25 protein-coding genes are annotated in these 19,200 nt (G+C 63.2%); 11 read left to right on the top strand and 14 right to left on the bottom strand.

Features of this window, described 5'->3' with window-relative positions:
• Positions 1-40 precede the first annotated feature (40 nt).
• The 4 genes from KR49_RS13715 to KR49_RS13180 all read left to right on the top strand — a co-directional run bounded on the left by KR49_RS13715 (position 41) and on the right by KR49_RS13180 (position 1,552).
• Positions 41-235, top strand: a complete 195-nt coding sequence (locus KR49_RS13715) for a hypothetical protein (RefSeq protein ID WP_156957074.1) — start codon at positions 41-43, stop codon at positions 233-235.
• 132 nt (positions 236-367) lie between these two features.
• On the top strand, positions 368-685 hold the full coding sequence (locus KR49_RS02110; RefSeq protein WP_043691201.1) for a DUF3303 domain-containing protein: 318 nt from the start codon (positions 368-370) through the stop codon (positions 683-685).
• Positions 686-762: 77 nt separating this feature from the next.
• Positions 763-1,008 (top strand): DUF3104 domain-containing protein, encoded by a 246-nt coding sequence (locus KR49_RS02105; RefSeq protein WP_052378137.1) that lies wholly within the window; start codon positions 763-765, stop codon positions 1,006-1,008.
• 112 nt (positions 1,009-1,120) lie between these two features.
• Complete coding sequence (locus KR49_RS13180) at positions 1,121-1,552, top strand: cupin domain-containing protein (RefSeq protein ID WP_071839643.1); 432 nt, start codon at positions 1,121-1,123, stop codon at positions 1,550-1,552.
• 782 nt (positions 1,553-2,334) lie between these two features.
• On the opposite strand, the gene KR49_RS02095 is transcribed toward KR49_RS13180, so the two are convergent.
• A complete protein-coding gene (locus KR49_RS02095) occupies positions 2,335-3,066 on the bottom strand; it encodes a hypothetical protein (protein ID WP_052378136.1) in 732 nt (243 codons plus the stop codon).
• A 31-nt stretch (positions 3,067-3,097) separates the two neighbouring features.
• Here KR49_RS02095 and KR49_RS02090 point away from each other — a divergent pair, with 31 nt between their 5' ends.
• The 3 genes from KR49_RS02090 to KR49_RS02080 are packed head-to-tail and all read left to right on the top strand — an operon-like array spanning position 3,098 to position 4,807.
• Positions 3,098-3,823: a DUF475 domain-containing protein gene (locus tag KR49_RS02090; protein WP_043691198.1), complete on the top strand. Its 726-nt coding sequence runs from the start codon at positions 3,098-3,100 to the stop codon at positions 3,821-3,823.
• Complete coding sequence (locus KR49_RS02085) at positions 3,813-4,151, top strand: DUF6464 family protein (RefSeq protein ID WP_043691196.1); 339 nt, start codon at positions 3,813-3,815, stop codon at positions 4,149-4,151. The genes KR49_RS02090 and KR49_RS02085 overlap by 11 nt, the downstream gene beginning before the upstream one ends.
• Positions 4,148-4,807, top strand: a complete 660-nt coding sequence (locus KR49_RS02080; protein WP_043691195.1) for a hypothetical protein — start codon at positions 4,148-4,150, stop codon at positions 4,805-4,807. The genes KR49_RS02085 and KR49_RS02080 overlap by 4 nt, the downstream gene beginning before the upstream one ends.
• Positions 4,808-4,845: 38 nt before the next feature.
• Here KR49_RS02080 and fmt read toward each other — a convergent pair whose 3' ends face one another.
• The 11 genes from fmt to KR49_RS02025 form a co-directional block, all read right to left on the bottom strand.
• Positions 4,846-5,886, bottom strand: a complete 1,041-nt coding sequence (gene fmt / locus KR49_RS02075) for a methionyl-tRNA formyltransferase (RefSeq protein WP_043691193.1) — start codon at positions 5,884-5,886, stop codon at positions 4,846-4,848.
• Positions 5,883-7,250: a TldD/PmbA family protein gene (locus KR49_RS02070; RefSeq protein WP_043691191.1), complete on the bottom strand. Its 1,368-nt coding sequence runs from the start codon at positions 7,248-7,250 to the stop codon at positions 5,883-5,885. Before KR49_RS02070 ends, fmt begins: the two co-directional genes overlap by 4 nt.
• 2 nt (positions 7,251-7,252) lie before the next feature.
• A complete protein-coding gene (locus tag KR49_RS02065; RefSeq protein WP_043696500.1) occupies positions 7,253-8,665 on the bottom strand; it encodes a TldD/PmbA family protein in 1,413 nt (470 codons plus the stop codon).
• 25 nt (positions 8,666-8,690) lie between these two features.
• Positions 8,691-9,770, bottom strand: coding sequence for a magnesium-protoporphyrin IX monomethyl ester (oxidative) cyclase (gene acsF / locus KR49_RS02060; protein WP_043691189.1), 1,080 nt, complete (start codon positions 9,768-9,770; stop codon positions 8,691-8,693).
• A gap of 58 nt (positions 9,771-9,828) precedes the next feature.
• The gene (locus KR49_RS02055; protein ID WP_043691187.1) at positions 9,829-10,251 is read right to left on the bottom strand and encodes a DUF2996 domain-containing protein; all 423 of its coding nucleotides are present in this window, start codon (positions 10,249-10,251) and stop codon (positions 9,829-9,831) included.
• Between the two features lie 45 nt (positions 10,252-10,296).
• On the bottom strand, positions 10,297-10,728 hold the full coding sequence (locus KR49_RS02050; RefSeq protein ID WP_052378135.1) for a hypothetical protein: 432 nt from the start codon (positions 10,726-10,728) through the stop codon (positions 10,297-10,299).
• Complete coding sequence (locus KR49_RS02045) at positions 10,725-11,333, bottom strand: flavin prenyltransferase UbiX (protein ID WP_043691185.1); 609 nt, start codon at positions 11,331-11,333, stop codon at positions 10,725-10,727. Before KR49_RS02045 ends, KR49_RS02050 begins: the two co-directional genes overlap by 4 nt.
• Before the next feature lie 2 nt (positions 11,334-11,335).
• Positions 11,336-13,675 carry an RNB domain-containing ribonuclease gene (locus tag KR49_RS02040; RefSeq protein WP_043691183.1) on the bottom strand — a complete coding sequence of 780 codons (2,340 nt, stop codon included), beginning with the start codon at positions 13,673-13,675 and terminating at the stop codon, positions 11,336-11,338.
• Between the two features lie 101 nt (positions 13,676-13,776).
• Positions 13,777-14,094, bottom strand: a complete 318-nt coding sequence (locus KR49_RS02035) for a TMEM165/GDT1 family protein (RefSeq protein WP_043691182.1) — start codon at positions 14,092-14,094, stop codon at positions 13,777-13,779.
• 3 nt (positions 14,095-14,097) lie between these two features.
• The gene (locus tag KR49_RS02030; RefSeq protein WP_043691180.1) at positions 14,098-14,421 is read right to left on the bottom strand and encodes a TMEM165/GDT1 family protein; all 324 of its coding nucleotides are present in this window, start codon (positions 14,419-14,421) and stop codon (positions 14,098-14,100) included.
• Positions 14,414-14,788 carry a YkgJ family cysteine cluster protein gene (locus KR49_RS02025; protein ID WP_043691178.1) on the bottom strand — a complete coding sequence of 125 codons (375 nt, stop codon included), beginning with the start codon at positions 14,786-14,788 and terminating at the stop codon, positions 14,414-14,416. The genes KR49_RS02030 and KR49_RS02025 overlap by 8 nt, the downstream gene beginning before the upstream one ends.
• Before the next feature lie 108 nt (positions 14,789-14,896).
• On the opposite strand from KR49_RS02025, the gene psb30 reads away from it, so the two are divergent.
• Positions 14,897-15,004, top strand: a complete 108-nt coding sequence (gene psb30 / locus KR49_RS02020) for a photosystem II reaction center protein Ycf12/Psb30 (RefSeq protein ID WP_043691176.1) — start codon at positions 14,897-14,899, stop codon at positions 15,002-15,004.
• 7 nt (positions 15,005-15,011) lie between these two features.
• Here psb30 and recJ read toward each other — a convergent pair whose 3' ends face one another.
• Positions 15,012-16,940, bottom strand: a complete 1,929-nt coding sequence (gene recJ / locus KR49_RS02015; protein ID WP_052378134.1) for a single-stranded-DNA-specific exonuclease RecJ — start codon at positions 16,938-16,940, stop codon at positions 15,012-15,014.
• A gap of 30 nt (positions 16,941-16,970) precedes the next feature.
• On the opposite strand from recJ, the gene KR49_RS02010 reads away from it, so the two are divergent.
• Genes KR49_RS02010 through KR49_RS02000 form a run of 3 tightly spaced genes read left to right on the top strand, consistent with a single transcriptional unit; the run spans position 16,971 to position 19,040 of the window.
• Positions 16,971-17,723, top strand: a complete 753-nt coding sequence (locus tag KR49_RS02010; protein WP_043696496.1) for an HAD-IA family hydrolase — start codon at positions 16,971-16,973, stop codon at positions 17,721-17,723.
• A complete protein-coding gene (locus KR49_RS02005; RefSeq protein ID WP_043691173.1) occupies positions 17,723-18,061 on the top strand; it encodes a DUF565 domain-containing protein in 339 nt (112 codons plus the stop codon). The genes KR49_RS02010 and KR49_RS02005 overlap by 1 nt, the downstream gene beginning before the upstream one ends.
• Positions 18,051-19,040, top strand: a complete 990-nt coding sequence (locus KR49_RS02000) for a phosphoribulokinase (RefSeq protein WP_043691171.1) — start codon at positions 18,051-18,053, stop codon at positions 19,038-19,040. Before KR49_RS02005 ends, KR49_RS02000 begins: the two co-directional genes overlap by 11 nt.
• Here the strand turns inward: KR49_RS02000 and rpmF are convergent.
• The gene (rpmF, locus tag KR49_RS01995; protein ID WP_043691166.1) at positions 19,004-19,180 is read right to left on the bottom strand and encodes a 50S ribosomal protein L32; all 177 of its coding nucleotides are present in this window, start codon (positions 19,178-19,180) and stop codon (positions 19,004-19,006) included. The two genes, KR49_RS02000 and rpmF, sit on opposite strands and share 37 nt — an antisense overlap.
• Positions 19,181-19,200: the final 20 nt, after the last annotated feature.

Genomic DNA, 19,200 nt, shown 5'->3' with positions numbered 1-19,200 from the left:
CACGCGACGGACCTTCGTCAGCCCCAGTCACACGACCAGTGTGACAACCCCGACGACCAACAGTGCGGTTGATTTCTCGGTTGATCGCCGTTTCCGGGGATCGCTTTATGTGCTGATGGTGAACGTTCGTGAGCCGGGCAACGAAGACTGCCGACAGCCGCTGTCCGACAGTTTCCTGTGCAGCAAGACCATCACCAACACGCTTGATCCGAGTGAGGGGCCAGTCTTCGACTAACGCATGAGAGCGATGGCTGTCTGATCCCTTCGATCATGCTGCCGATTTGTTCTGTCGCTTCGGTGTTGATTGCTTCAAGAAGCTTCCGCTGGTTCGAGCTCTTGCTAACCAGCAGAAAGAATCAAAAAAATCATGCAGCATTACCTGATTGTCTGGAGCTTCCCGACAGTTGAGGGGTCCTGGCAGTCATGCCCTGGGTTCGCTGATTACATCAATGGGGGATGTCCTGGTGATCAGTTCGATGGTTTCGCTCTGCAGTACCGCGTCTGTGAGCCGATCAGTGGAAGCGGTGTTGCCATTGTGCAGGCCACTGACATCGGAAAGGTCTGGGCGCATCTCGGTCCCTGGATCGAGGGCTATGGCATTCAGTTCGAGGTCAATGCCGTGGTGACCGATCGCGAATTCGCAAGCATGTGGCCGGCGGTGGAAGCTGCCGCGGCCGTTGTCTGATCTCAGCCTGAACGGGAGGGTGTTGCTTGACATAGCCACCTTACGCGGCTAGTACTGGTGTACTTAAGGGTTGAGTGATGGTTGCCCCTGCTGCCTGCAGGCCCGCTGGTCTGCCACCCGTCTTTCTCAGTGTCACCGCCGGGATGACGGTGATCTGTGGTGATCCGGACGGCGACGATTGGTGGATGGCAGATGTCGTTCACGTGTCCTGTACGGCTCGGGAGCCCGAAGTGCCGAGCCTGTTTCATGTGGTTGATGTCGATAGCGGAACGCTGCGATGGGTCTGCGCCGATCTGGTGACGCATATCGTCCCGGGTGGTTAATTGCCAGGACGCATGCCGTTCAGCTGCAGGGCGTTGATGTATTGGCAGGTCTGAACATCTTCAAATTTTCTGGAGTACGATCAACGGCATTTACTTCGGCTGCGGAATTGCTATGGGCGCGAAATCAATCGGTCTGGCTGCAGCGTCGACGCTTCTTTTTTTCAACGCTGCCGCTCTGGCGGCACCAAAGCCCGTCATCGATGAATTGTTCAAATCGAATCAGACGCTGGGCGGTCGATCCGTCGTCTATCCAGAAGGAAAGCCGGAGATGAGGGTTTATAAAGTCACTCTCGCTCCCGGTTCAACCATTCCTCTCCATACCCATCCGTCCCCTGTTGTCGCTTTTGTACAGGAAGGCGCCCTGCATAATGTTCGGGTTGTAGATGGTGCCGAAGTCGTTGATCTGATTGTGGCCGGGGAGGGTTTTCTTGAAGGGTCTCCCGATGAGCCGCATTATGTGGTCAACAAGGGGACGACACCAGCTGTTGTGATGGTCACATTCGCTTCTGTTGAAGGAATGCCGAATCTTGTGGCGATCGACTGAACCTGTTCCCGGTTTTACTTGATCAAATCATTGCAGGACCTGTTCTCTGGCTGAGCGCAGAGTGCGCTGTGCTGTTCTGTGTTGCTGTGCATGTTGGCAACAGCATGATCCACGCCGTCGCTGATGAACACGCCAAATGCAATCGTGATCAGGCAGATTCCCAGTGGGTTGAAATGGACGAGGCGTGATGTTCTGCGCCGGAAGATGAGTCGATTGTTATCCACAGATCAGGACTGTTATGATCTTCTGTGATCTTGATGCGCTTGGTTGCACAGATCTTGTGATTTCGCTGAGAATTTCGTGAGGAACTCCACGGATATCGGAACGGCCATGAAGTTCGCTCTTTTGATGCAACGAATGGTCTGCTATTCCTGCGGATGTTGCCGGTTCAATTCCGGTGGTTCGTCACATCTTGATCCATAGGCTGCAGTTTGTGTCTTGCGGATTTCGGTCCTGCGAGCCTGTCGCGTCTTCTCAAGTCGGAACTCTGTTCGATATCGGTTAGACTGACTGAATGACACGAATCAACTGATTTCGCGTGATTCAAGCTCTTGAGGTTGCTGCAGCGATCATTGTCACGGCAGGTTTGGTTGCCGGAAATCTGATTTTATTCTCGCCCCTGAGATCCGACGACAGGGGCAATGCACTGAGTTCCCATTCTCGATCAGCAGCCACTGGTGTTGATGTGGCGCCTGTTAGCAATAAGGTGACCAACAATCCTTGAACGATGCTCCGAGTTTCCTGGTTGCATTCCCGCTGGGTTGAGATGAAACGCTGCTGATTCAGGATGCACCCCCTGCTTGCAACGTCTGCTCCTCCAGCAGCATGTTGAATTGCAGTAACTGTTCGTCGCTGAGCTGCTGCCGGCTTGTTGCGCCGAGATGCTGTTGCAGGAAACGGCGTGCCTGATCTGCTCCCCAGCTCAGCTGCTGCAGCATCAGGTCTCCCTGGTTGATCAGATCATTACGGCGGATGGGGACAGGAGCTGACTCCGGACGATCTCCTGGTTGGAGACCGCGCAGCTGCCGCAGAAACGACACCAGATCGGCATAACGGGTCAGCCGATGGCGACTGGCATGTCCGAACGCTCTCTCCAGATAGGTGCTCTCCAGCTCACGATCCCAGCCAATGCGACGCAACTCCAGATCGATGGCAGTGAGCTCCTCACTCCAGTCCTCAGGGTCGGTCGGAGCTTCCGAGGGGGGCTCTGGGGTTGGCTCGGGAGTCGGCTCTGGTGATGGAACCGCTGCAGCTGGTGGTCTCAGGTCCGGATCGGTGTCGGGTCTGGAATCAGTGGATCGTGTCGGGGTGGTCTGCGGACCCTGAGGAGCCTTCCTCGCTGGAGCCGGTGTCGTGCTGGCGAGACGCTGGCGGGCCCGGTCCTCCGCTGCCTCACAGCTCTCGGCCTCTCCCAGTGTGCTGGCCAGCAGCTGACCGTTCTCCCAGGCCTCGACGCGCACCACGCATCGGAGCGTATCGACGTGACACAGCTCAGCCCGGAACTGCACGGTCATGCAACGACTGCGTACTTTCTAGGCTGCCGCCATGGATGTCACAGCACTTCCCTCGATCAGCGATGCGTTCGAGGGCGTCGACCAATGGAGAGAGGTCCTCTCCGTGCTGCCGGTGCTCGTGGCCCTCGAGCTGGTGTTGTCGGCTGACAATGCCGTGGCTCTGGCGGCCATCGCGCGTCGTTGTCGTCAGCAGGATCAGGAGCGACTTGCTCTGAACATCGGTATCGCACTGGCGTTCGTGCTCCGGATCGCGTTGATCGTGATGGCTCAGTGGGTGCTGCGCCATCCACCGGTGCAGATCCTGGCGGCGACCTACCTGCTCTGGTTGTTCATCGACCATCTGCGCAGCCGATCGAACCCGGCATCAGAGGATTTGCCCGAGGAGGGCGGTCTGTCCGGCTCACTCGCACGCACGGTGGTTCTGCTGGCCTTCACCGATCTTGCTTTCTCGATCGACAGTGTCGCGGCGGCTGTGGCCATCAGTGATCAGACCCTGCTGATCGGCACCGGCGCGGTGATCGGGATCATTGCCCTGCGATTCACCTCAGGGCTGTTCATCCGCTGGCTGGAGATTTACCCTCGCCTCGAAACCGCCGGTTTTCTCGCGGTGGCCTTTGTGGCGGTTCGTCTGTTTGTGCATGTGGCACTTCCGGCGGTCCAGCAACCCGACTGGTTGATGTTCCTCGTTGTCATGGTCCTGTTCACCTGGGGGTTCTCACTACGGAATCCCGTTGTTGACGCGCGTCATGCTGGTTGAGCTGCGCCAGTCGGGAAGTGATGTGCTGCTGGATCGCCTGCAGCTGGATGTTCCCCCTCACCCCGGCCGCTGGGTTGAACTGAACGGGAGGTCTTACCTGGTGATGCAGCGTCGGCATCGATACCAGCTGCGCAACGGTCGATATGAGATCGGTTCCGTCGCCCTTGTCGTGAAGCCTCAGAGCAGACCAGTTGACGCCAAGGCCTGGCGCCACGGTTGGGTCATCGGAGATCCTGACTGTCGATTCAACGCGCACAGTCCATTGCTGCGTTGTGCGGTCTGGCCGGATGGCCCCTGTCATGAGTGCCAGCACCGCGAGTCGCGATGAGCCGTGTCGATACCAGTCGCCTGATCGGACACATCGTGAGTGGTCATGGCGTGGCCTCAGGCCGCAGCGATGGCTCCCCGTACCCCGCCGGGACCATCGCGATGCAGACGCCAGTGTTCCGTCAGGCCGGTCTCGACCTCAGCGACTGCTGGCCCGGCACGATCAACCTCAGTTTCGCGCCGTTGGAACTGCGTCTGAAGGATCCGGACCATTGCTTTCCGCACCTTCGCTGGACCGATCTGCATCCACCCGAAACGTTTTCGTTCTGGCGGGTCGATCTCATCTCCGAAAACGGGCAACAGGCCTGCGGCTGGGTTTACCGCCCTCACCCCGAAACGAAGCAGCGTCATTGGCAATCCTCCAGCACCCTTGAGTTGCTGGCTCCGCGCCTCAACGGGGTGAAACCGAACTCCCGCATGGAGATCGTCGATCACCGATCCCGGATCGCCCTGGTGGATGGGGTGCGGTTGCGGTCCCGTCTTCTGGAATGTCTGAAATTCAGGGTGCTGGCTGCTCAGCAGAGCTTCTTTGTCTCCACGGAGGGGGAGCAACGGCGTGTCTGGCTCCGGCAGGCCTGGCCTGAAGCTCTCGACCTGGACGATGGCGATCTGGAGGCGGTCTGGTCCCAGGCCAGGATGCTCTATGCCGACGACTGAGGCTTGGACGATATCGTTTCAGAATCGTTTCAATATCGTCACGTGTCCGTATCGACATCGTTTCCCAGCTGGTCGCCGGGCTGAGCGCGCAGTTGCTGGAGAAGTGTGTCTGCGTCGCTGCGCGACTTTCCTTCCAGCTGCGCTGCGCGGATCAACAGGGGGCATCCCCGTGTGCTGACCACCAGTCCGAGGCCCGCCTCGGTGCTCAGAACAGTCCCGGGTGTGCCCTCGCCGGTCGGCCAGCGACCGACCAGATCTCTGGCGTCCTCTGAAAGTTCCCCGCGCAAACGCTCGATCAGCGGTTCGCAGCGCAGCACCTTGAGGCGTTGTCCCCGCCATCGCGTGAAAGCGTTCGGATGCAGCGCCATCACACGCCGGTGCAGCGCCAGGGCCGACTCACTCCAGTCCAGCCGCAGGTCGTCCTTGGTCAGCATGCGTGCATAGGTCACCTCCCCGTTCCGCTCCTGCTGAGCAGTGACCCCCAGACGCTGCCAGCGAAGCTCCTGAGGGCCCTCTCCAGCTGATTCGATGCGGGGGAGCGCCTCCAGCATCAGCTCGGCCGTCACAGCACTCAGGCGTAAGGCCAGCTCTTCGGCGGTCTCCAGCAGACCGATCCTGCAGCGCCGTTCCAGCAGCACCGGCCCTGTGTCCAGGCCCTCCTCCATCGCCATCACGCCGACACCGGTCTCCGGGTCACCTTCCAGCAGGCTCCACTGGATCGGTCCGGCTCCGCGCCAGCGCGGCAGCAAGGATCCATGGCCGTTCCAGCATCCCAACGGAGGCTGCTCCAGCACGGATCTCGGCAGGATCTGGCCGAAAGCCACCACAACGGACAGATCCGCATTCAGCCTTGCCAGTGCTTGCTGGCACTCCAGATCCCGACGGATCCGTTCCGGGGTGAACACCGGACATTCGATCTCCAGCGCCACCTGTTTGACGGGCGATGGCATCAGCTGCTTCCCACGCCCCCGCCGCCGGTCCGGTTGGGTGACGACACCGACCACCTCGTGGCCGGCGGCATGCAGTGCCTTCAGAGTTGGGACGGCGTACTGGGGAGTGCCCCAGAACAGCACTCTCATGCTTCGCCGGTGATCGAGAGTCCGTCCACCCAGACATGGGGACTGACCCCCCTCGGGGTGACTTCCGATTCCGTTTCAAGATGCAGAAGGCTGTTGAGCACGGTGCGGATATCGCCGGCCACGGTGGCGGCTTCCACCGAAATGCGTTCGCCGCCCTTCACCAACCAGCCATCAAAGGGGAGGGAGAACGAGCCCTGGCTCGCTTTGACGCCGGCATGCAGGGCGCTGAGATCTTCAATCAGCACAAACGGATCCTGATGGGTCTTGTGATGCAGATCGTGACCGCTGCTGACGCCTTCTGTGGTGCTCACCACAAACCAGTCCGGACCGACCGAGACTTTCGCGCCCAGGCCGGCATGGCCGGTGGGTGCGACGCCGAAGGCCCGGGCTGTGGCCTCCGAGTGCAGGAAGTTGGTCAGCACGCCACCCTCGATCAGGCTGATCCGTCGCGTCGGTGTTCCTTCTCCGTCGAACGCCGATGCGCCGATGTTGCCGCTGTGCAGTCCGTCGTCGTGAAGGGACAGGAACGGAACAGCGACGGAGGTCCCGAGCGACTCCCGCCGGCTGAGGCTGACGCCATCCAGAACCGAGCGTGCATTGAGCATGCTGCTGAAGGCCCCGAGCAGAGACAGAAACGCCTCCGGTGTGAAGCAGATCCGATAGCTGCCGGTGTCGATCGGTCGATAGGCGAGGTGACTGACGGTGCGCTCGACGGCCTCCTCGATGCAGCCGCTCACGTCGAGGTCGCCACTGCCCAGAGCGAGGCGAACGGCACCGGAGCTGCGCGGTTTACGACCGGTTTCTTCCGCCTTCGCGTAGAGATAAAGCGAGGCCTGGGTGCGCTGCATTTCGCGCAGGGCTCCGTCGCTGTTCAGATAGAGGCTCTGCGAGAGCGACTCAGCAAGTCCGTTGTACGGCACGCTGTTGATCGCGGGGTGGCGGGCGAGCAGGTCGGCTTCGGCCTCGCGCAGGGTCGACAGCAACGGCAGGATTCCCCGGCGCTGTTTCAGTGGGCGGTCCAGCTCGGGCAGCGGTGCCGTCGCCAGCGGTGAAAAGCCGGGCACATCGTCTGGATTGCCGAAGCGGCTGGCTTCGTGGGCTCCGGTGAGGGCCTTCTCCAGGCCGGCCTCGGAGAGATCGGTGGTGCTGGTGATCCCCACCAGCCCATCGCCGTTCCAGACACGCACGGTGATTGAGCTGCGCTGAGCCGCCTTCAGCTGTTTCGCTTCTCCCCGATCGACCTGAACAGAGCAGTCGTCACTGCAGGCGGCGCCAAGGTCCCACTGATGGATCCCTTCGCGTCTGGCGAGTTGCTGCAGCCGATCACGCAGGGCGGAGGCGTTGAGACCGTTCGTTTCCGTCATCTTCAGCGGCCTCCGACGGTGATGGAATCGACCTTGATGTGCGGTTGCCCCACGGTGACGAAGATGCTGCCGCTCACGGAGCCACAGAAGCCGGCTGCCAGATCGAGATCATCCGCGCACATGGAGATTCGCGGCATCACCTCCTTGGCATCCCCGATCAGCGTGGCGCCCTTCACCGGTTGTCTCAGTTGACCGTTCTCGATCAGATACCCCTCCTCCACGGCGAAGTTGAACTGACCAGTGGGTCCAACGCTGCCACCGCCCATGGCCTTGCAGTAAAGACCGTGATCCACCGACGCGATCAGATCCTCCGGCTTGTGGGGACCGGCATCGATGTAGGTGTTTCGCATGCGACTGGCGGCCGCGAAGGCGTGGCTCTGGCGCCGACCACTGCCGGTTCGACGGTGGCCTGTCCGGAGTTCTCCGGCGCGGTCACTGATGAACCGCTGCAGGATGCCGTTCTCGATCAGCACCGTGCGTTCCGGCGCCATGCCTTCGTCGTCCATGGAGAGGGTTCCGAAGGCCCCGTCACTGAGGCCCTCATCAACCGCCGTGACCGCTGGATGGGCGATCAGCGAACCGACGCTGTCCGCGAAGGGGGTGGTGCCCCGTTCGATCTGAGTTGTCTCCAGCAGGTGACCGCAGGCTTCATGGAAGATCACACCGCCGAAGCGGTTGGCGAGCACCACCGGCATCTGGCCGGCCTCGACGTAATCAGCGCGGAGCATCTTGCCGGCGCTCTCGCAGACCTCCGTGGCACTCGTCTCGCTGTTCCAGTTGACGAGATCCTCCGGTCGGTCCGTGCTGCCGTAGCGCCGACCGATGCTGGCGCGGTAGTCGCCATCGGCTGCCAGCACCGAGAGTCCGGTGGACTGGTGGAGACGGATGTCCCGCGCGAAGGTGCCGTCCGACGCGGCCACCAGAACCTCCTGCCAATCGCGGGAATAGCTGCCACGACGCACCTGCAGATGCTTGCCGAGGCGCTCCAGATGAGCGGTTCCCTGCTTCAGCCTGTCGCCGGCTGCCGCCATGGAGGGGCAGCGCTGCAACCAGTCCTCTTTGGTTGCGGCATGGTTGATGAGTGCACGCAGACCCTGGAAGCCCGCAGCGGAATCCCGGGTTCCGATCTCCAGCCCAAGCATCGCCAGGGCCTGGTCGAGAGCCCTGGTCAGGCCATCCCTCGAGAGATCGTTGGTGCTCACGAAGCCGTCCCGCTCGCCGCGGAACACCCTGATTCCAGCGCCGCAGGCGAAGGACGGGTTGACGCTGGTGATGTTGTCCTGTTCGGCGAGCAGACCGAGATGATCGGTTCGTTCAGCAAACACCTCGACGAGCGAGGCCCCGGCCGAAACGCCCCGCTGGAGAAGGTCCTCCAGCAGTGCGGCTCCGTTGGTCGTGAAAAGAGCGGCGGTCAAGTGCGTTGTCGTGAGAAGAAGCCCGTCAGCGGACGGCGGGCTGGAAACGATCACTGGGGATCGGGGACATCAGGAACAGCTTCGCCATCACGGAGACGTTGCCGAGCCAGTGGGGGAGCTTGCGGATCAGACGCACAGGCGCAGGGGACGTGCCGGCATCCGCAGCCTGAAGAGCTGCGTTGTTGCTGACCAACTGCTCGAGGCGCTCCCAGAACTTGTCGTTGCGCACATCGAGCACGACCGGGAAAACGCGGGCCGAGGTCTCGTTGGTCTTGTCGATCACCATGCGGTCGTAGGTGCGGGCGTCAAGGCCGAGTGACTCGTAGAACTCCTTGCGGGCCACATCACGCACATACATGGTGGCGAACACGGCCAGCAGGAAGAACCGGCACCACAACCTGGCGATGGGGCCACGCACGGTGTCGGGCTGAGCCTTCATCAGGGCGTCGAAGAAATCGCCATGGCGGTTCTCGTCCTGACACCAGTTCTCGAAGAAGTTGAAGATCGGGAAGATCTTGCTGTCCGGGTTCTTCTCCAGGTGCCGGTAGATGGCGATGTAACGCCAGTAGCCGATCTTCTCTGACAGGTAGGTGGCGTAGAAGATGAACTTGGGTTTGAAGAAGGTGTACTTCTTGCTGGCCGTCAGGAACCCGAGGTCGAGCTGAACTCCGAAATCACTCATCGCCTTGTTGAGGAAGCCGGCGTGGCGGGCCTCATCGCGGGCCATGTGGGCAAAGCACTCGGCGAGAAGAGGGTTCTTCTGCTTGATCCGACGGCTCAGCTCCTTGTAGAGGAGGAAACCGGAGAATTCCGACGTGCAGCTCTGCTCGAGAAATTCAACGAAGACCTGTCGTGTTTCAGGGTCGAGTTTGTCGGCGGCGCCGTCGAACTCGTCGTTGCGGACGAAATGATGACGGTTGTAATCCTTGCGGAATTCTTCACAGATCGCTTCGAGCTCCGCCTCGTTCGGGCGCAGGTCCATGGCGGCCATGGCCTCGAAATCGGTGGTGTAAAACCGCGGAGTGAGGATTGTGTCCTTGACGGGCTCCTTGACGGCGACAGCACTCTCGGCTGCCTGCTCGGCCATGGCGGTGGGAGGGACCATCAGCTCCGGTACAAGGTGTCATCCAATGTAGGGGTGACACCGTGATCTCCGTCGCGCTTCAGTTCCCCCCCAGCCATTTCTGACCGTTCAGGCGCTGCAGAAGCCTGGACACGAGCAGAGCCAGTGACATCCGCTTCTCATCGATCAGGAAGGACTCCAGCAGGGTCGGGTCGCTGCCCGGGTCCGCCAGGGTGATGGTCTTTCCGCTGGCGATGTCCTCGCTGTTGAAACACAGCCAGAAGCGACGGTCACCAGGCAGTTCCCCGACCACCATCGGGCAGGTGCCTCCGACCACCGGTCGCTCGCCTGTGACCAGCTCAAGCCGGTCCGGGGCGATGGCGTGATCCTTGAGCTGGCTGCTGACCGCCGGCAGAAACTCCTCGCGCATGAACAGCTCGAATGGTTTGTCCTCCGGTTTGGGAGGTTTGGCCTTCGGCTTCGGTTTCGCCTGCGCTTCGGCTTCAGCAGGGGTGTCGCTCACCGGATCCAGATCTCTGCGGGAACTTTAGGCAGCCCCGGAGGTGCCTCACCAATCGCGGTCGGGATCCTGATCCCAGTCCGACGTGTCGCTGTCGCTCGGTCGCGACCGGACGCGCTCGGGTTGCTGAATCACCCGGTAGGCGACAGCAACGGTGGGTGCCGGCTCCCGGATGTCCCGTTCGGGCATCGACGGGCTCGGCTGAGGAGGTTGCGGTTCCCGCTCGACGTTCTCGACGGCACGATGCACCTGACGGCGCAGGGGCTGGCGGGACGGCCTCAGCAGCAAGGTCGTGCCCGCCGCCAGAGCGGCGCCCGTGGAGGCGGCCAGAGCCGTCCAGGCTCCGATCGGCAGGGGTGGCGTGCGCCAGATGAGCAATTGCAGCCGAACCGGTGTTCCGCGCGTCAGCGCAGACAGCACGATCACCATCACGAATGGTGCCAGGCAGGGCAGCAGCAGCAGTCTCTGCAACGCGGTCATGCGACAGGGCCCTGCCAGCGATCGAGCGGACCGAGATCCTCCTCAAGACCATCCAGCAGGCGGATCACGAGGAAATCGACCATGTCATCCAGGCTTTCCGGCCGTGTGTACCAGGCAGGAATCGGAGCTGCAATGCGTGCCCCGGCTTCCGCAAGGGCCGTGAGATTGCGCAGATGAATCAGGTTGAACGGCATTTCGCGAGGAGCGATCACCAGCGGGCGACCCTCCTTGAGATGCACATCGGCGCAGCGTTCGATCAGATCCATCGCCACACCGGCACGGATGCGACCGACCGTGCCCATGCTGCAGGGAAGGATCAGCATGGCCCGTGTGCGGAAACTGCCGCTGGCGATCGAGGCGCTCTGATCGTTCCAACGATGGCACACCAGTCCACCCGCTGATTCCTTGAGATGCTCGCGCCAGAAGCGTTCCTGCTCATCGGGTGCCACTGGGATCCTCAGTCCCTGCTCGGCGCGGAACACCTCGTGGGCTCCGCGGCTCAGCACCAGATGAACGTCGCGGCCGCGTCGCAACAGCAGCTGCAGAGCCCGCTCCGCCAGCGGCTGCGCGGATGCGCCGGTCACCGCAAGGACGTAGGGATGCATGGTCAGGCGTTGCTGAGGGTGACCGGAATCGGTGTGATGCCGGTGTCCTCTGCTTCCGGCGCCGGCAAGGGGTCGGCGATCACGTCCAGATCGATCTGATTGCGCAGCACGTCGACTTTGATCACACGCACCCGAACGCTGTCACCGAGTTGATACACGCGGCGTGTCTTGCGTCCGACGAGACGGTTCTGGCGCGATCGGTACTCATACCAATCATCGTTCAGGGAGCTGACGTGCACGAGCCCTTCAACCCGTGTCGGCCCCACCTCGACAAAGAATCCGTAGCTCTGAACACCACTGATTCGGCCTTCGGTTTCGCTGTCCACCAGCGGCTCGGCGGACCGCGCCTGAACCATGGTCACCAGATCCCGTTCAAGCTCATGAATCTGACGACGGCGGCTGTTCAGTCTCTGAACGAAGCGTTCCGTGCAGATCCCCTGCAGTTTCTCCTCCTGGGACGCTGTGAACAGAGGCCAGCTCAGCGCTTCGCCGCATCCGCGTTCCCCGAGGGTGAGACGGGTCTTGTGGCGCACGGTCGGCCGATCCTTGCCGTCCTGGAGCAGGCTGACCAGCACCTGCTGGTTGGCGAGGTGGGCATAGCTGAGGCCTGCGCAGCACCACGGGACCTCGGCGACCAGAGGATCTGTCGCCTTCTCGCCACCGGTGGCCGATGCGGTGGATTCCTCGGCTTCCGTCGGCACCGGGGCCAGGCCGGCAAAGGCGAACACCGGTTGCGGCAGGGCATGGCTGAGCTGTTGCTCCAGCACGCGTCGATGGGCTGACTCGCTGAAGCCTGCGAGCAGTTCCTGAGCGGATGGGCTGCCCTCTTCATCGAGTTCAAGCGGCAGATCGAGGGCAATCGCGGTCTTCGCGACATCCGTCAGAACAGCGGGATCCGGTTCCCCGCTCTGCAGAACGATGCCCGGCAGCTGAAGCGACTCACGATGCTGTGCCCAGGCCCGGTTGGCGGCACGCAGCAGCGGCTGCAGCAGCGACTGTGGGTCCTGTGGAGCCATGGCATCGACCCAGCGATGCCGCAGCCCTGTGGGATCGGCCCAGATCAGGTCTCCGAGCGCTTCCATCTCCGGCAGCTGCAGATCCAGTTGCACCACGCCGGCCTGACGCTCGCGATCCATCAGACAGCGGGCACAGAACTGCAGTGTCTCCAGCTGTCCGAGGTGGTCCTTGATCGGCTTGAGCGCGGTGGGGAGACTGCGGCTTCTGGGCTTGCGCTCCGCCAGCGCCTTCATCTGCTCCGAGGACACCGTCGCCGCCGGACGGATGGTGCTGAGCATGAAGGTCCAGTCCGTGATCTCTCCCGTCGCGGAGACATCGAGGCGCACCGTGATCGCTTCGGCCGTTTCCCCTGACACGAAGCTTCCGGCCTTGCTGAGTGCTGGCGTGAGCAGCGGTTGCCAGGCGTTCCCGAGGCAGAGAGCTTCCCCCTGATCGCGCAACCACAGATCCAGACTGTTTCCGCTGCCGATCCGTTCGGCGACCGTGGGCGCATGCACCCAGAGCCGGCTCCCGCCCTCATGGGCTTCGACGTGAACGGCGGGCAGCCCGGGGGCGTCCTCGACGGACCAGCTGCGCAGCAGCAGACAGGGCTGATCACTGAGATCGGTGCGTCCCTTCGTGGTTGGAGCCTTGGCGGATCCACGCGGCGCGGCCTGCCGGTGATGCAGCCCTGCCTTGGTGAGCAGCAGTTCGCGATCGGCCGCAGGGCCCCCGTTCAGGGGAAGCGGACGCGCCACATGACCCATAGCCGCATGCTGAGCCACCGGGTAGCGATCGACCTGAACCTCCACAACAGAGGTTGGTTTGTCTTCCTGGAGATGCTCTCCAGCTTCTTTCGGCAACTGAATGCTGGCCAGCAGCCGGTCGTCGAGGGGAACGGCCACCAGCTGCTCGTCCTGACGTTCCACCTGGGCCAGCAGCGAGGTGGTGCTGCGTTCGAGGATGCACTGAACACCTCCCTCCGGTGATCGTCGTCGCCCGCCTTCTCGGGTGATTCGCACCAGCACGCGATCACCGTTCCAGGCGTGATTGAGCTGATGGTCGCGGATGTAGATGTCATCCCCGCCGTCATGACGGATGGCGAAGCAGAAGCCTTTGCTGCTGCAGCGAAGCCGGGCATCGATCAGCTGATCGTTTTCACAACGGATGACGCCACCGTCGTCCTGGATCGCGACCACCCCGATCCTGCCGAGGGCGTCGAGGGCCAGATCCAGGCACTGCTTCTCGCTCTGCTTGGTGAGCTTGAGGCTCTTGGCCAGCTTCGGTGGCTCGACCGCTGCATCGATGGACAGTTGATCGAGCAGGTCGGCGACCGTGAACTTCATCGGAAATCGGGAAAAGACCGGCCGTCAGGACCGGGGGAAGGTGACGCGGAGCGGGCCACCGGTGGGGTGGACCATGCAGCGAACTCCAGGCCGTTCCGACTTTAGGAGTCGGCGGGTCCCTCCTTCTCCTCCAGCAGGTTTGCGCCGCGAAGTGCTGGCCAGAGCAGACGGGTTCCGATCACCAGGAAGCCGATGGAGGCAGCCAGCTGCAGCAGATCAGCGGGGATCATGCTCGCCATCGACCCTCCCGCCAGAGCCCCGAGAAGGCTGGCCAGCACAAGGGCGGACGACGATCCCAGGAAGACGGCGAACGGACGGTCGGAGGTTCCACTGAGCGCCACGGTGGCCAACTGGGTCTTGTCCCCCAGCTCCGCCAGGAAGACCGTCACGAAGGTGGACAGCAGCAGCGCGAGGTCCATGACTCAGAACATGGGGTGGGTGATCAGCAGCGCCCGTGCCGCCTGCAGACCGAGCCAGAGGCCGAGGCTCACCATCAGCACGCCGGCCATCAGTTCCAGCCGTTCCGGAGGCAGCACCTTGGACAACCACTGGCCCACCAGCACCCCAACGAGGCTGGAGGCGATGAGCGCCAGGGCAGCACCGAGGAAGACCAGCCAGGGCGAGCCTGACTGAGCGGCGAGGAGCAGGGTCGCCAGCTGCGTCTTGTCCCCGAGCTCCGCCAGGAAAACCGTGGTGAAACTGCTGATCAGAACCGTCAGAAACGGGGGCCGAGCGGACTCAGTCATCGCCGGGGGTGGACCTGCGCAGGGCTCGGTCGAACCTACGCAGGACGCGGCTGCGTCCTCCATAGACGGATCGGATCTGCTGACGGCAGCAGCTCACCGCGAACTCCTCGAGGTCGGAGTCGCTCACATCGAACAGGCTTCCGAGCTGCTGGACCCGGCAGAAGTCCGGTCGCGTCTCATAGATGCGACAACGGCGGCCGCCGCTGTCGTAGTTGATGCACCAGCCATCCGGCCCCACCATCGACAGATAGTCACGGCGTTGATCCTCACTGAGGGCCTCAAGCGCCTCGCCCCGTTCCTCCGGGCAGAGCCGGCAGCACGCTCCGCACTGGCTGATGCAGGTCCAGCTCCCGAGCACCCCGTTCATCGGTCTCGCTGTGACAAGCAATCACAGAGCTTCACCCCTCGCGGACCCGCAGGTCCGCAGGCCCCGTAGCCTGGGTTGCCAATCGTCGTCTGACAGCGCTTCCGAACCATGGGCATCGACATCCATCTGATCGCCAATTTCGCCGCCCTTGCGCTGATCACTCTCGCCGGCCCCGCTGTGATCTTCATCCTCTTCTATCGCCGCGGCGCCCTCTGAGCCCTGCTCAGGGCCTCAGTCCAAGGGCCAGGCTCGCCTCCTCGAGAAGGTGCAGAACCTGTCGGTTCTGAGCGAGAGGGTCCCGGCAGTTCAGCGGTTCCTCCGCGGGCACGCGTGCCTCGATCGAGCGTCCCTGGTCGTTGCTGAGGGTCAGACCTTCCCCGTTGCGGGCGGCGGTGTACCGGTTGGTTCCTCGGCAGAGCGTGATGCTGTCGCTGTGGGGTCTGAGTGCTTTCACATCGAGTTGCAGCCGCTGCTCCCCCTGCCACCGATTGAGGTTGATCCGGAAGGCCACATCACAGCGGCTGGGAACGGAACGCTGGTCTGACCAGCGCCAGGCGACAGCCCTTCGTTCGGCGGATCCCTGGCTCAGCTTCAGAGCCAGATGACCACCGTTCATGGTGCGTGATTCCGTCACCCGACAGTCCCGCGACCAGAAGAGGGGCGTCTCATGGCCGATGCCGAAGGGCTCCAGGCGCTGCAGCGCACTCCAGAGATCCCAGTTCACCTGTTCAAGGCTCAGCAGGGCGTCAGGGCGGATGGGAATGCCCTGTCCCTGCCGGCTCAGCCAATCCTCCGCCAGGGAGTTGAGCCGTTCCTGGAGTGGATGCACCTGCTCCGCCGCCACGGTGAAGCCACCGGCTGCCGGATGACCTCCGAAACGTTCCAGCAGGTCACTGCAGCTGTTCAGGGCGGCATCCACGGCAAATCCGGATGGTGCCCGCACGGAGGCCCGCAGGCGGCCATCCCCCTCTCCCGCCAGCAGGGCGGCCGGCCGGTGATAGCGCTCAACCAGGCGCGCCGCCACGATGCCGATCACGCCGTGATGCCAGTGTCCCTGAGCCAGCAGCAGGAACGGCGGCACTGTTCCCCGGTCTGCTTCCACCAGAGCCACGGCTTCGGCCTCGATGGCGTTGCACAGATCCCGGCGCTGCCGGTTGTAATCGTCACAACGGCGTGCCAGAGCCATGGCCGCTTCAGGGTCCTCCACCGTCAGCAGGTCCACCACAAGGCTCGGTTCCCCGAGGCGCCCCACGGCGTTGATTCTCGGAGCGATCTGAAACCCGATGTCATCGCTGCGAAGCGGCCGGTCACCAAGCCCTGAAAGGCGTTGCAGCGCCTGAAGCCCTTCACATCGACTGCGGTGCAGTTGTCTCAGCCCGTCCCGCAGCCAGCGACGGTTCGCTCCGGTGAGGGGAGCCATGTCGGCGACGGTGCCGATGCAGAACAGATCCCGGGCCGTCGCCACCGCTTCCGGACGCTTCAGTCGGGATGCCACCGCCTCCGCCAGCACGTAGGCCAGTCCGACGCCCGCCAGTCCTCGGTAGGGCGAGCTTTCGGGGGTTGTGGCCGGATGAATCAGCGCTGCCATCGGCGGTCGCTGAGCGGGAATCGTGTGGTGATCGGTGACGATCACCTCCACATCGAGTTCGATCGCCTTCTCCAGGGCCGCTACCGCTGCAACTCCGTTGTCAACGGTCACCAGCAGTCGGATCCCCTGGGCCTGCAGGCGTTCGACCATGCCGGTGTTGAGCCCGTAACCGTCATCCATCCGCGAAGGGATCGCTGCCACAGCGTCCGCTCCAAGGGGGCGGAGGGCGCGAATCAGCAGGGCTGTGCTCGTCATCCCATCGGCGTCGTAATCCCCGCAGATCGCCAGGGATTCACCGCCTCTGCAGGCCCGCGCCAGGCGTGCTGCCGCTGTTGCCAGATCCGGGAACTCCTGTTCCGGATCCGGCAGATCCGGCGGATCGAGCAGGTGTTCCGCTGCTTCCACCGTTCGGATGCCCCGTCGTTGCAGCAGGCTCCGCAACGGCAGGGGCAGATCCACCTCCGCCAGCGGGGACGGTGTGATCACCTCCGGCAGGGACCAGCTCCAGAGAGGTGAATGGTGCGTCAACGTCGGCCGCGATCGTGTGCTGAGATGCTCGTGCATTGTGCGTCCGACGGCACGTCGGCACCGGCGATGGCTGAGCTGCGCGGCGTGTTCTGGGATGTGGACGGAACCCTGGCGGACACCGAGATGGATGGCCATCGCCCCGCCTTCAACCAAGCGTTCGAGGACCTCGGTCTGCCCCTTCACTGGACTCCCGAGCACTACGCCGATCTGCTCTCCGTTCCAGGAGGGATGGCCCGTGTCAGGTTCTCTGCCCGGCAGCAGGGCGTGAGCCTTGATGATGACCTGCTTCTGACACTTCGTGGCCGCAAGCGGGAGCGTTACCTGGAACGCTGCCGGTCCGGCCATGTGCGCTGGCGGCCGGGCGTGCTGCGACTGCTCCGGGAGCTGGACTGCGCCGGTGTGCAGCAGTGGATCGTCACCTCCAGCGGCCGTGGCTCGGTCAGCGCGTTGCTGTCCGGTGGTGGCGACGGATCATGGCCGTTCCAGGGCATCGTCACGGCTGATGACGTGCCTGAGGGCAAACCATCGCCTGCCGGTTATCTCCACGCTCTGCAGGCCAGTGGCCTCAGTGCCGAGGAAGGACTGGCCCTGGAGGATTCGGCGGCTGGACTCCGGGCGGCCAGAGCCTCGGGCCTCGCCTGCCTGCTGACGCCCTCTCCATGGGATCGGGACCTTCCGCCGCTGCATGGGCTGGCCGTTGCCGTTCTCGAGCATCTCGGTGAGCGGGAGCGGCCGGCTCACCAATGCTGGGGGCCCCCTTGCCCGCAGGGCCTAGTGACGCTGGAGTACCTGAAGTTTCTTCTGGATCCACCGGCGTGATGCGCTCCTACCAGACCACGCGTCTCGCCGGGGTTCAGGGTCGATTCGGGGCGCGTCTCAGCCAGTCCTTCGCTGGCCCCTGGTGGCGGCGCAGCCTCTCACTGATCGCTTTGTTGCTCGGATTCCTTTCAGGATCCGTGGCCACTGTTCATCTGGTGAACGCCGTATCGATGCGAACGTTCGCCGGGCTTCTCGTTCTGGCTGTGTGTGAAGCCCTGGTGTTCTTCCGCCGCCGTGTCTTCCAGGAGCCGCTGCCACTCTCCTGGCAGCTTCTGGACAATGGCCGGATTGGACTGGTCTACGGAATCGTGCTGGAGGCGTTCAAGGTTGGATCCTGAAGCACCGAGGGATCTGCCGCAGGCGGATCTGATCGCACTGCTTGAACATCTCGGGGATGTTGACCCTCAAGGCTGGGAGAGGCGCTGGCGTCAGCGTTCCGCCACCGATCTCGCATCGGATGCCTGGGCTCGCGGTGCATCGGCCGACTGGTTGTGGGCGCTCGGGCTGCCTCTGCTGACCCTGGCTGAACAGCTTGAGAGCCGTGGAACACGCCATCTCATCGGCCTCAGCGCCCTGCCGGGCTGTGGCAAATCCAGTCTCGGACGCTGGTTGGAAGGCGCCGCATCTCAGCTCGGGCTGTCGTTGCAGGTGGTGTCCATCGACGATTTCTATCTCGATGCGGCCGGTCTCGATCTGGCGATGCAGGGCAACCCCTGGGGAGTACCCCGGGCCTTGCCTGGAAGCCATGATCTGCCTCTGCTGCTGGATCGCCTCAGTGCCTGGAGGCAGGGGAAACAGCCCAACCTTCCGATGTTCGACAAGGCACTCCGGCAGGGGCGCGGGGACCGCTGCGGCTGGCGTCCGTGCCCGGCGCGGATTCTGCTGCTGGAAGGTTGGTTCGTGGGCTGTGAACCCCTGGCCGCCGGTCAACCGATTTCGGCGGGTTCGGAGCATCTGCTTCCTCCCCTCAGTGCGGAGGAACTCCGGTACCGCCAGACCGTGCAGGACCAGCTGCGCACTTACGCCCCGGTGTGGTCGAGCCTTGATGCGCTCTGGCAGCTTCAGGCCCTGGACTTCACATCCTCCAGGCTCTGGAAGCTGGATCAGGAGGCCACGATGCAGCAGACGAGCGGTGTCTCCCTGGATCGCAGGGAGCTGGAAGGCTTCACCCGGATGATCATGGCCGCCATTCCCGCCGTGAGCTTCCAGCTTCCATCCGCTGATGTGGTTTTCGATATCGATGTTCAGCGGCGGCTCCGCCGCATCCGCATCGGACCGGATCAGCTCTCCTCGTCGTCGGTATCGCGGACGGGGTAGACGAATCCCTGGGCCCGGCCGCTCAGCACCGATTTGCCGATCGACATGGCTCGCTGGGCAGCGACCGCCGCCTTGGCTTTCCAGGTGGCATGGCGCTGGTTGCGCTTGGCCTTGGATGTCTTCTTCTTCGGGACGGCCATTGCGGCTGCTGTATCTCCAA

This window comes from Synechococcus sp. KORDI-49, assembly GCF_000737575.1.
Classification (GTDB): Bacteria; Cyanobacteriota; Cyanobacteriia; order PCC-6307; family Cyanobiaceae; genus Parasynechococcus.
Note: the sequence above shows the minus strand (reverse complement) of the source record. Positions and strands in the feature narration are given on the sequence as shown.

Excerpts from the sequence above, each read along its gene's own strand:
- KR49_RS02110 (WP_043691201.1), top strand. The coding sequence starts at position 368 with ATGCAGCATTACCTGATTGTCTGGAGCTTCCCGACAGTTGAGGGGTCC.
- KR49_RS02105 (WP_052378137.1), top strand. The coding sequence starts at position 763 with ATGGTTGCCCCTGCTGCCTGCAGGCCCGCTGGTCTGCCACCCGTCTTT.
- KR49_RS13180 (WP_071839643.1), top strand. The coding sequence starts at position 1,121 with ATGGGCGCGAAATCAATCGGTCTGGCTGCAGCGTCGACGCTTCTTTTT.
- KR49_RS02095 (WP_052378136.1), bottom strand. The coding sequence starts at position 3,066 with ATGACCGTGCAGTTCCGGGCTGAGCTGTGTCACGTCGATACGCTCCGA.
- KR49_RS02090 (WP_043691198.1), top strand. The coding sequence starts at position 3,098 with ATGGATGTCACAGCACTTCCCTCGATCAGCGATGCGTTCGAGGGCGTC.
- KR49_RS02085 (WP_043691196.1), top strand. The coding sequence starts at position 3,813 with ATGCTGGTTGAGCTGCGCCAGTCGGGAAGTGATGTGCTGCTGGATCGC.
- KR49_RS02080 (WP_043691195.1), top strand. The coding sequence starts at position 4,148 with ATGAGCCGTGTCGATACCAGTCGCCTGATCGGACACATCGTGAGTGGT.
- fmt (WP_043691193.1), bottom strand. The coding sequence starts at position 5,886 with ATGAGAGTGCTGTTCTGGGGCACTCCCCAGTACGCCGTCCCAACTCTG.
- KR49_RS02070 (WP_043691191.1), bottom strand. The coding sequence starts at position 7,250 with ATGACGGAAACGAACGGTCTCAACGCCTCCGCCCTGCGTGATCGGCTG.
- acsF (WP_043691189.1), bottom strand. The coding sequence starts at position 9,770 with ATGGTCCCTCCCACCGCCATGGCCGAGCAGGCAGCCGAGAGTGCTGTC.
- KR49_RS02050 (WP_052378135.1), bottom strand. The coding sequence starts at position 10,728 with ATGACCGCGTTGCAGAGACTGCTGCTGCTGCCCTGCCTGGCACCATTC.
- KR49_RS02045 (WP_043691185.1), bottom strand. The coding sequence starts at position 11,333 with ATGCATCCCTACGTCCTTGCGGTGACCGGCGCATCCGCGCAGCCGCTG.
- KR49_RS02040 (WP_043691183.1), bottom strand. The coding sequence starts at position 13,675 with ATGAAGTTCACGGTCGCCGACCTGCTCGATCAACTGTCCATCGATGCA.
- KR49_RS02035 (WP_043691182.1), bottom strand. The coding sequence starts at position 14,094 with ATGGACCTCGCGCTGCTGCTGTCCACCTTCGTGACGGTCTTCCTGGCG.
- KR49_RS02030 (WP_043691180.1), bottom strand. The coding sequence starts at position 14,421 with ATGACTGAGTCCGCTCGGCCCCCGTTTCTGACGGTTCTGATCAGCAGT.
- KR49_RS02025 (WP_043691178.1), bottom strand. The coding sequence starts at position 14,788 with ATGAACGGGGTGCTCGGGAGCTGGACCTGCATCAGCCAGTGCGGAGCG.
- psb30 (WP_043691176.1), top strand. The coding sequence starts at position 14,897 with ATGGGCATCGACATCCATCTGATCGCCAATTTCGCCGCCCTTGCGCTG.
- recJ (WP_052378134.1), bottom strand. The coding sequence starts at position 16,940 with ATGCACGAGCATCTCAGCACACGATCGCGGCCGACGTTGACGCACCAT.
- KR49_RS02010 (WP_043696496.1), top strand. The coding sequence starts at position 16,971 with ATGGCTGAGCTGCGCGGCGTGTTCTGGGATGTGGACGGAACCCTGGCG.
- KR49_RS02005 (WP_043691173.1), top strand. The coding sequence starts at position 17,723 with ATGCGCTCCTACCAGACCACGCGTCTCGCCGGGGTTCAGGGTCGATTC.
- rpmF (WP_043691166.1), bottom strand. The coding sequence starts at position 19,180 with ATGGCCGTCCCGAAGAAGAAGACATCCAAGGCCAAGCGCAACCAGCGC.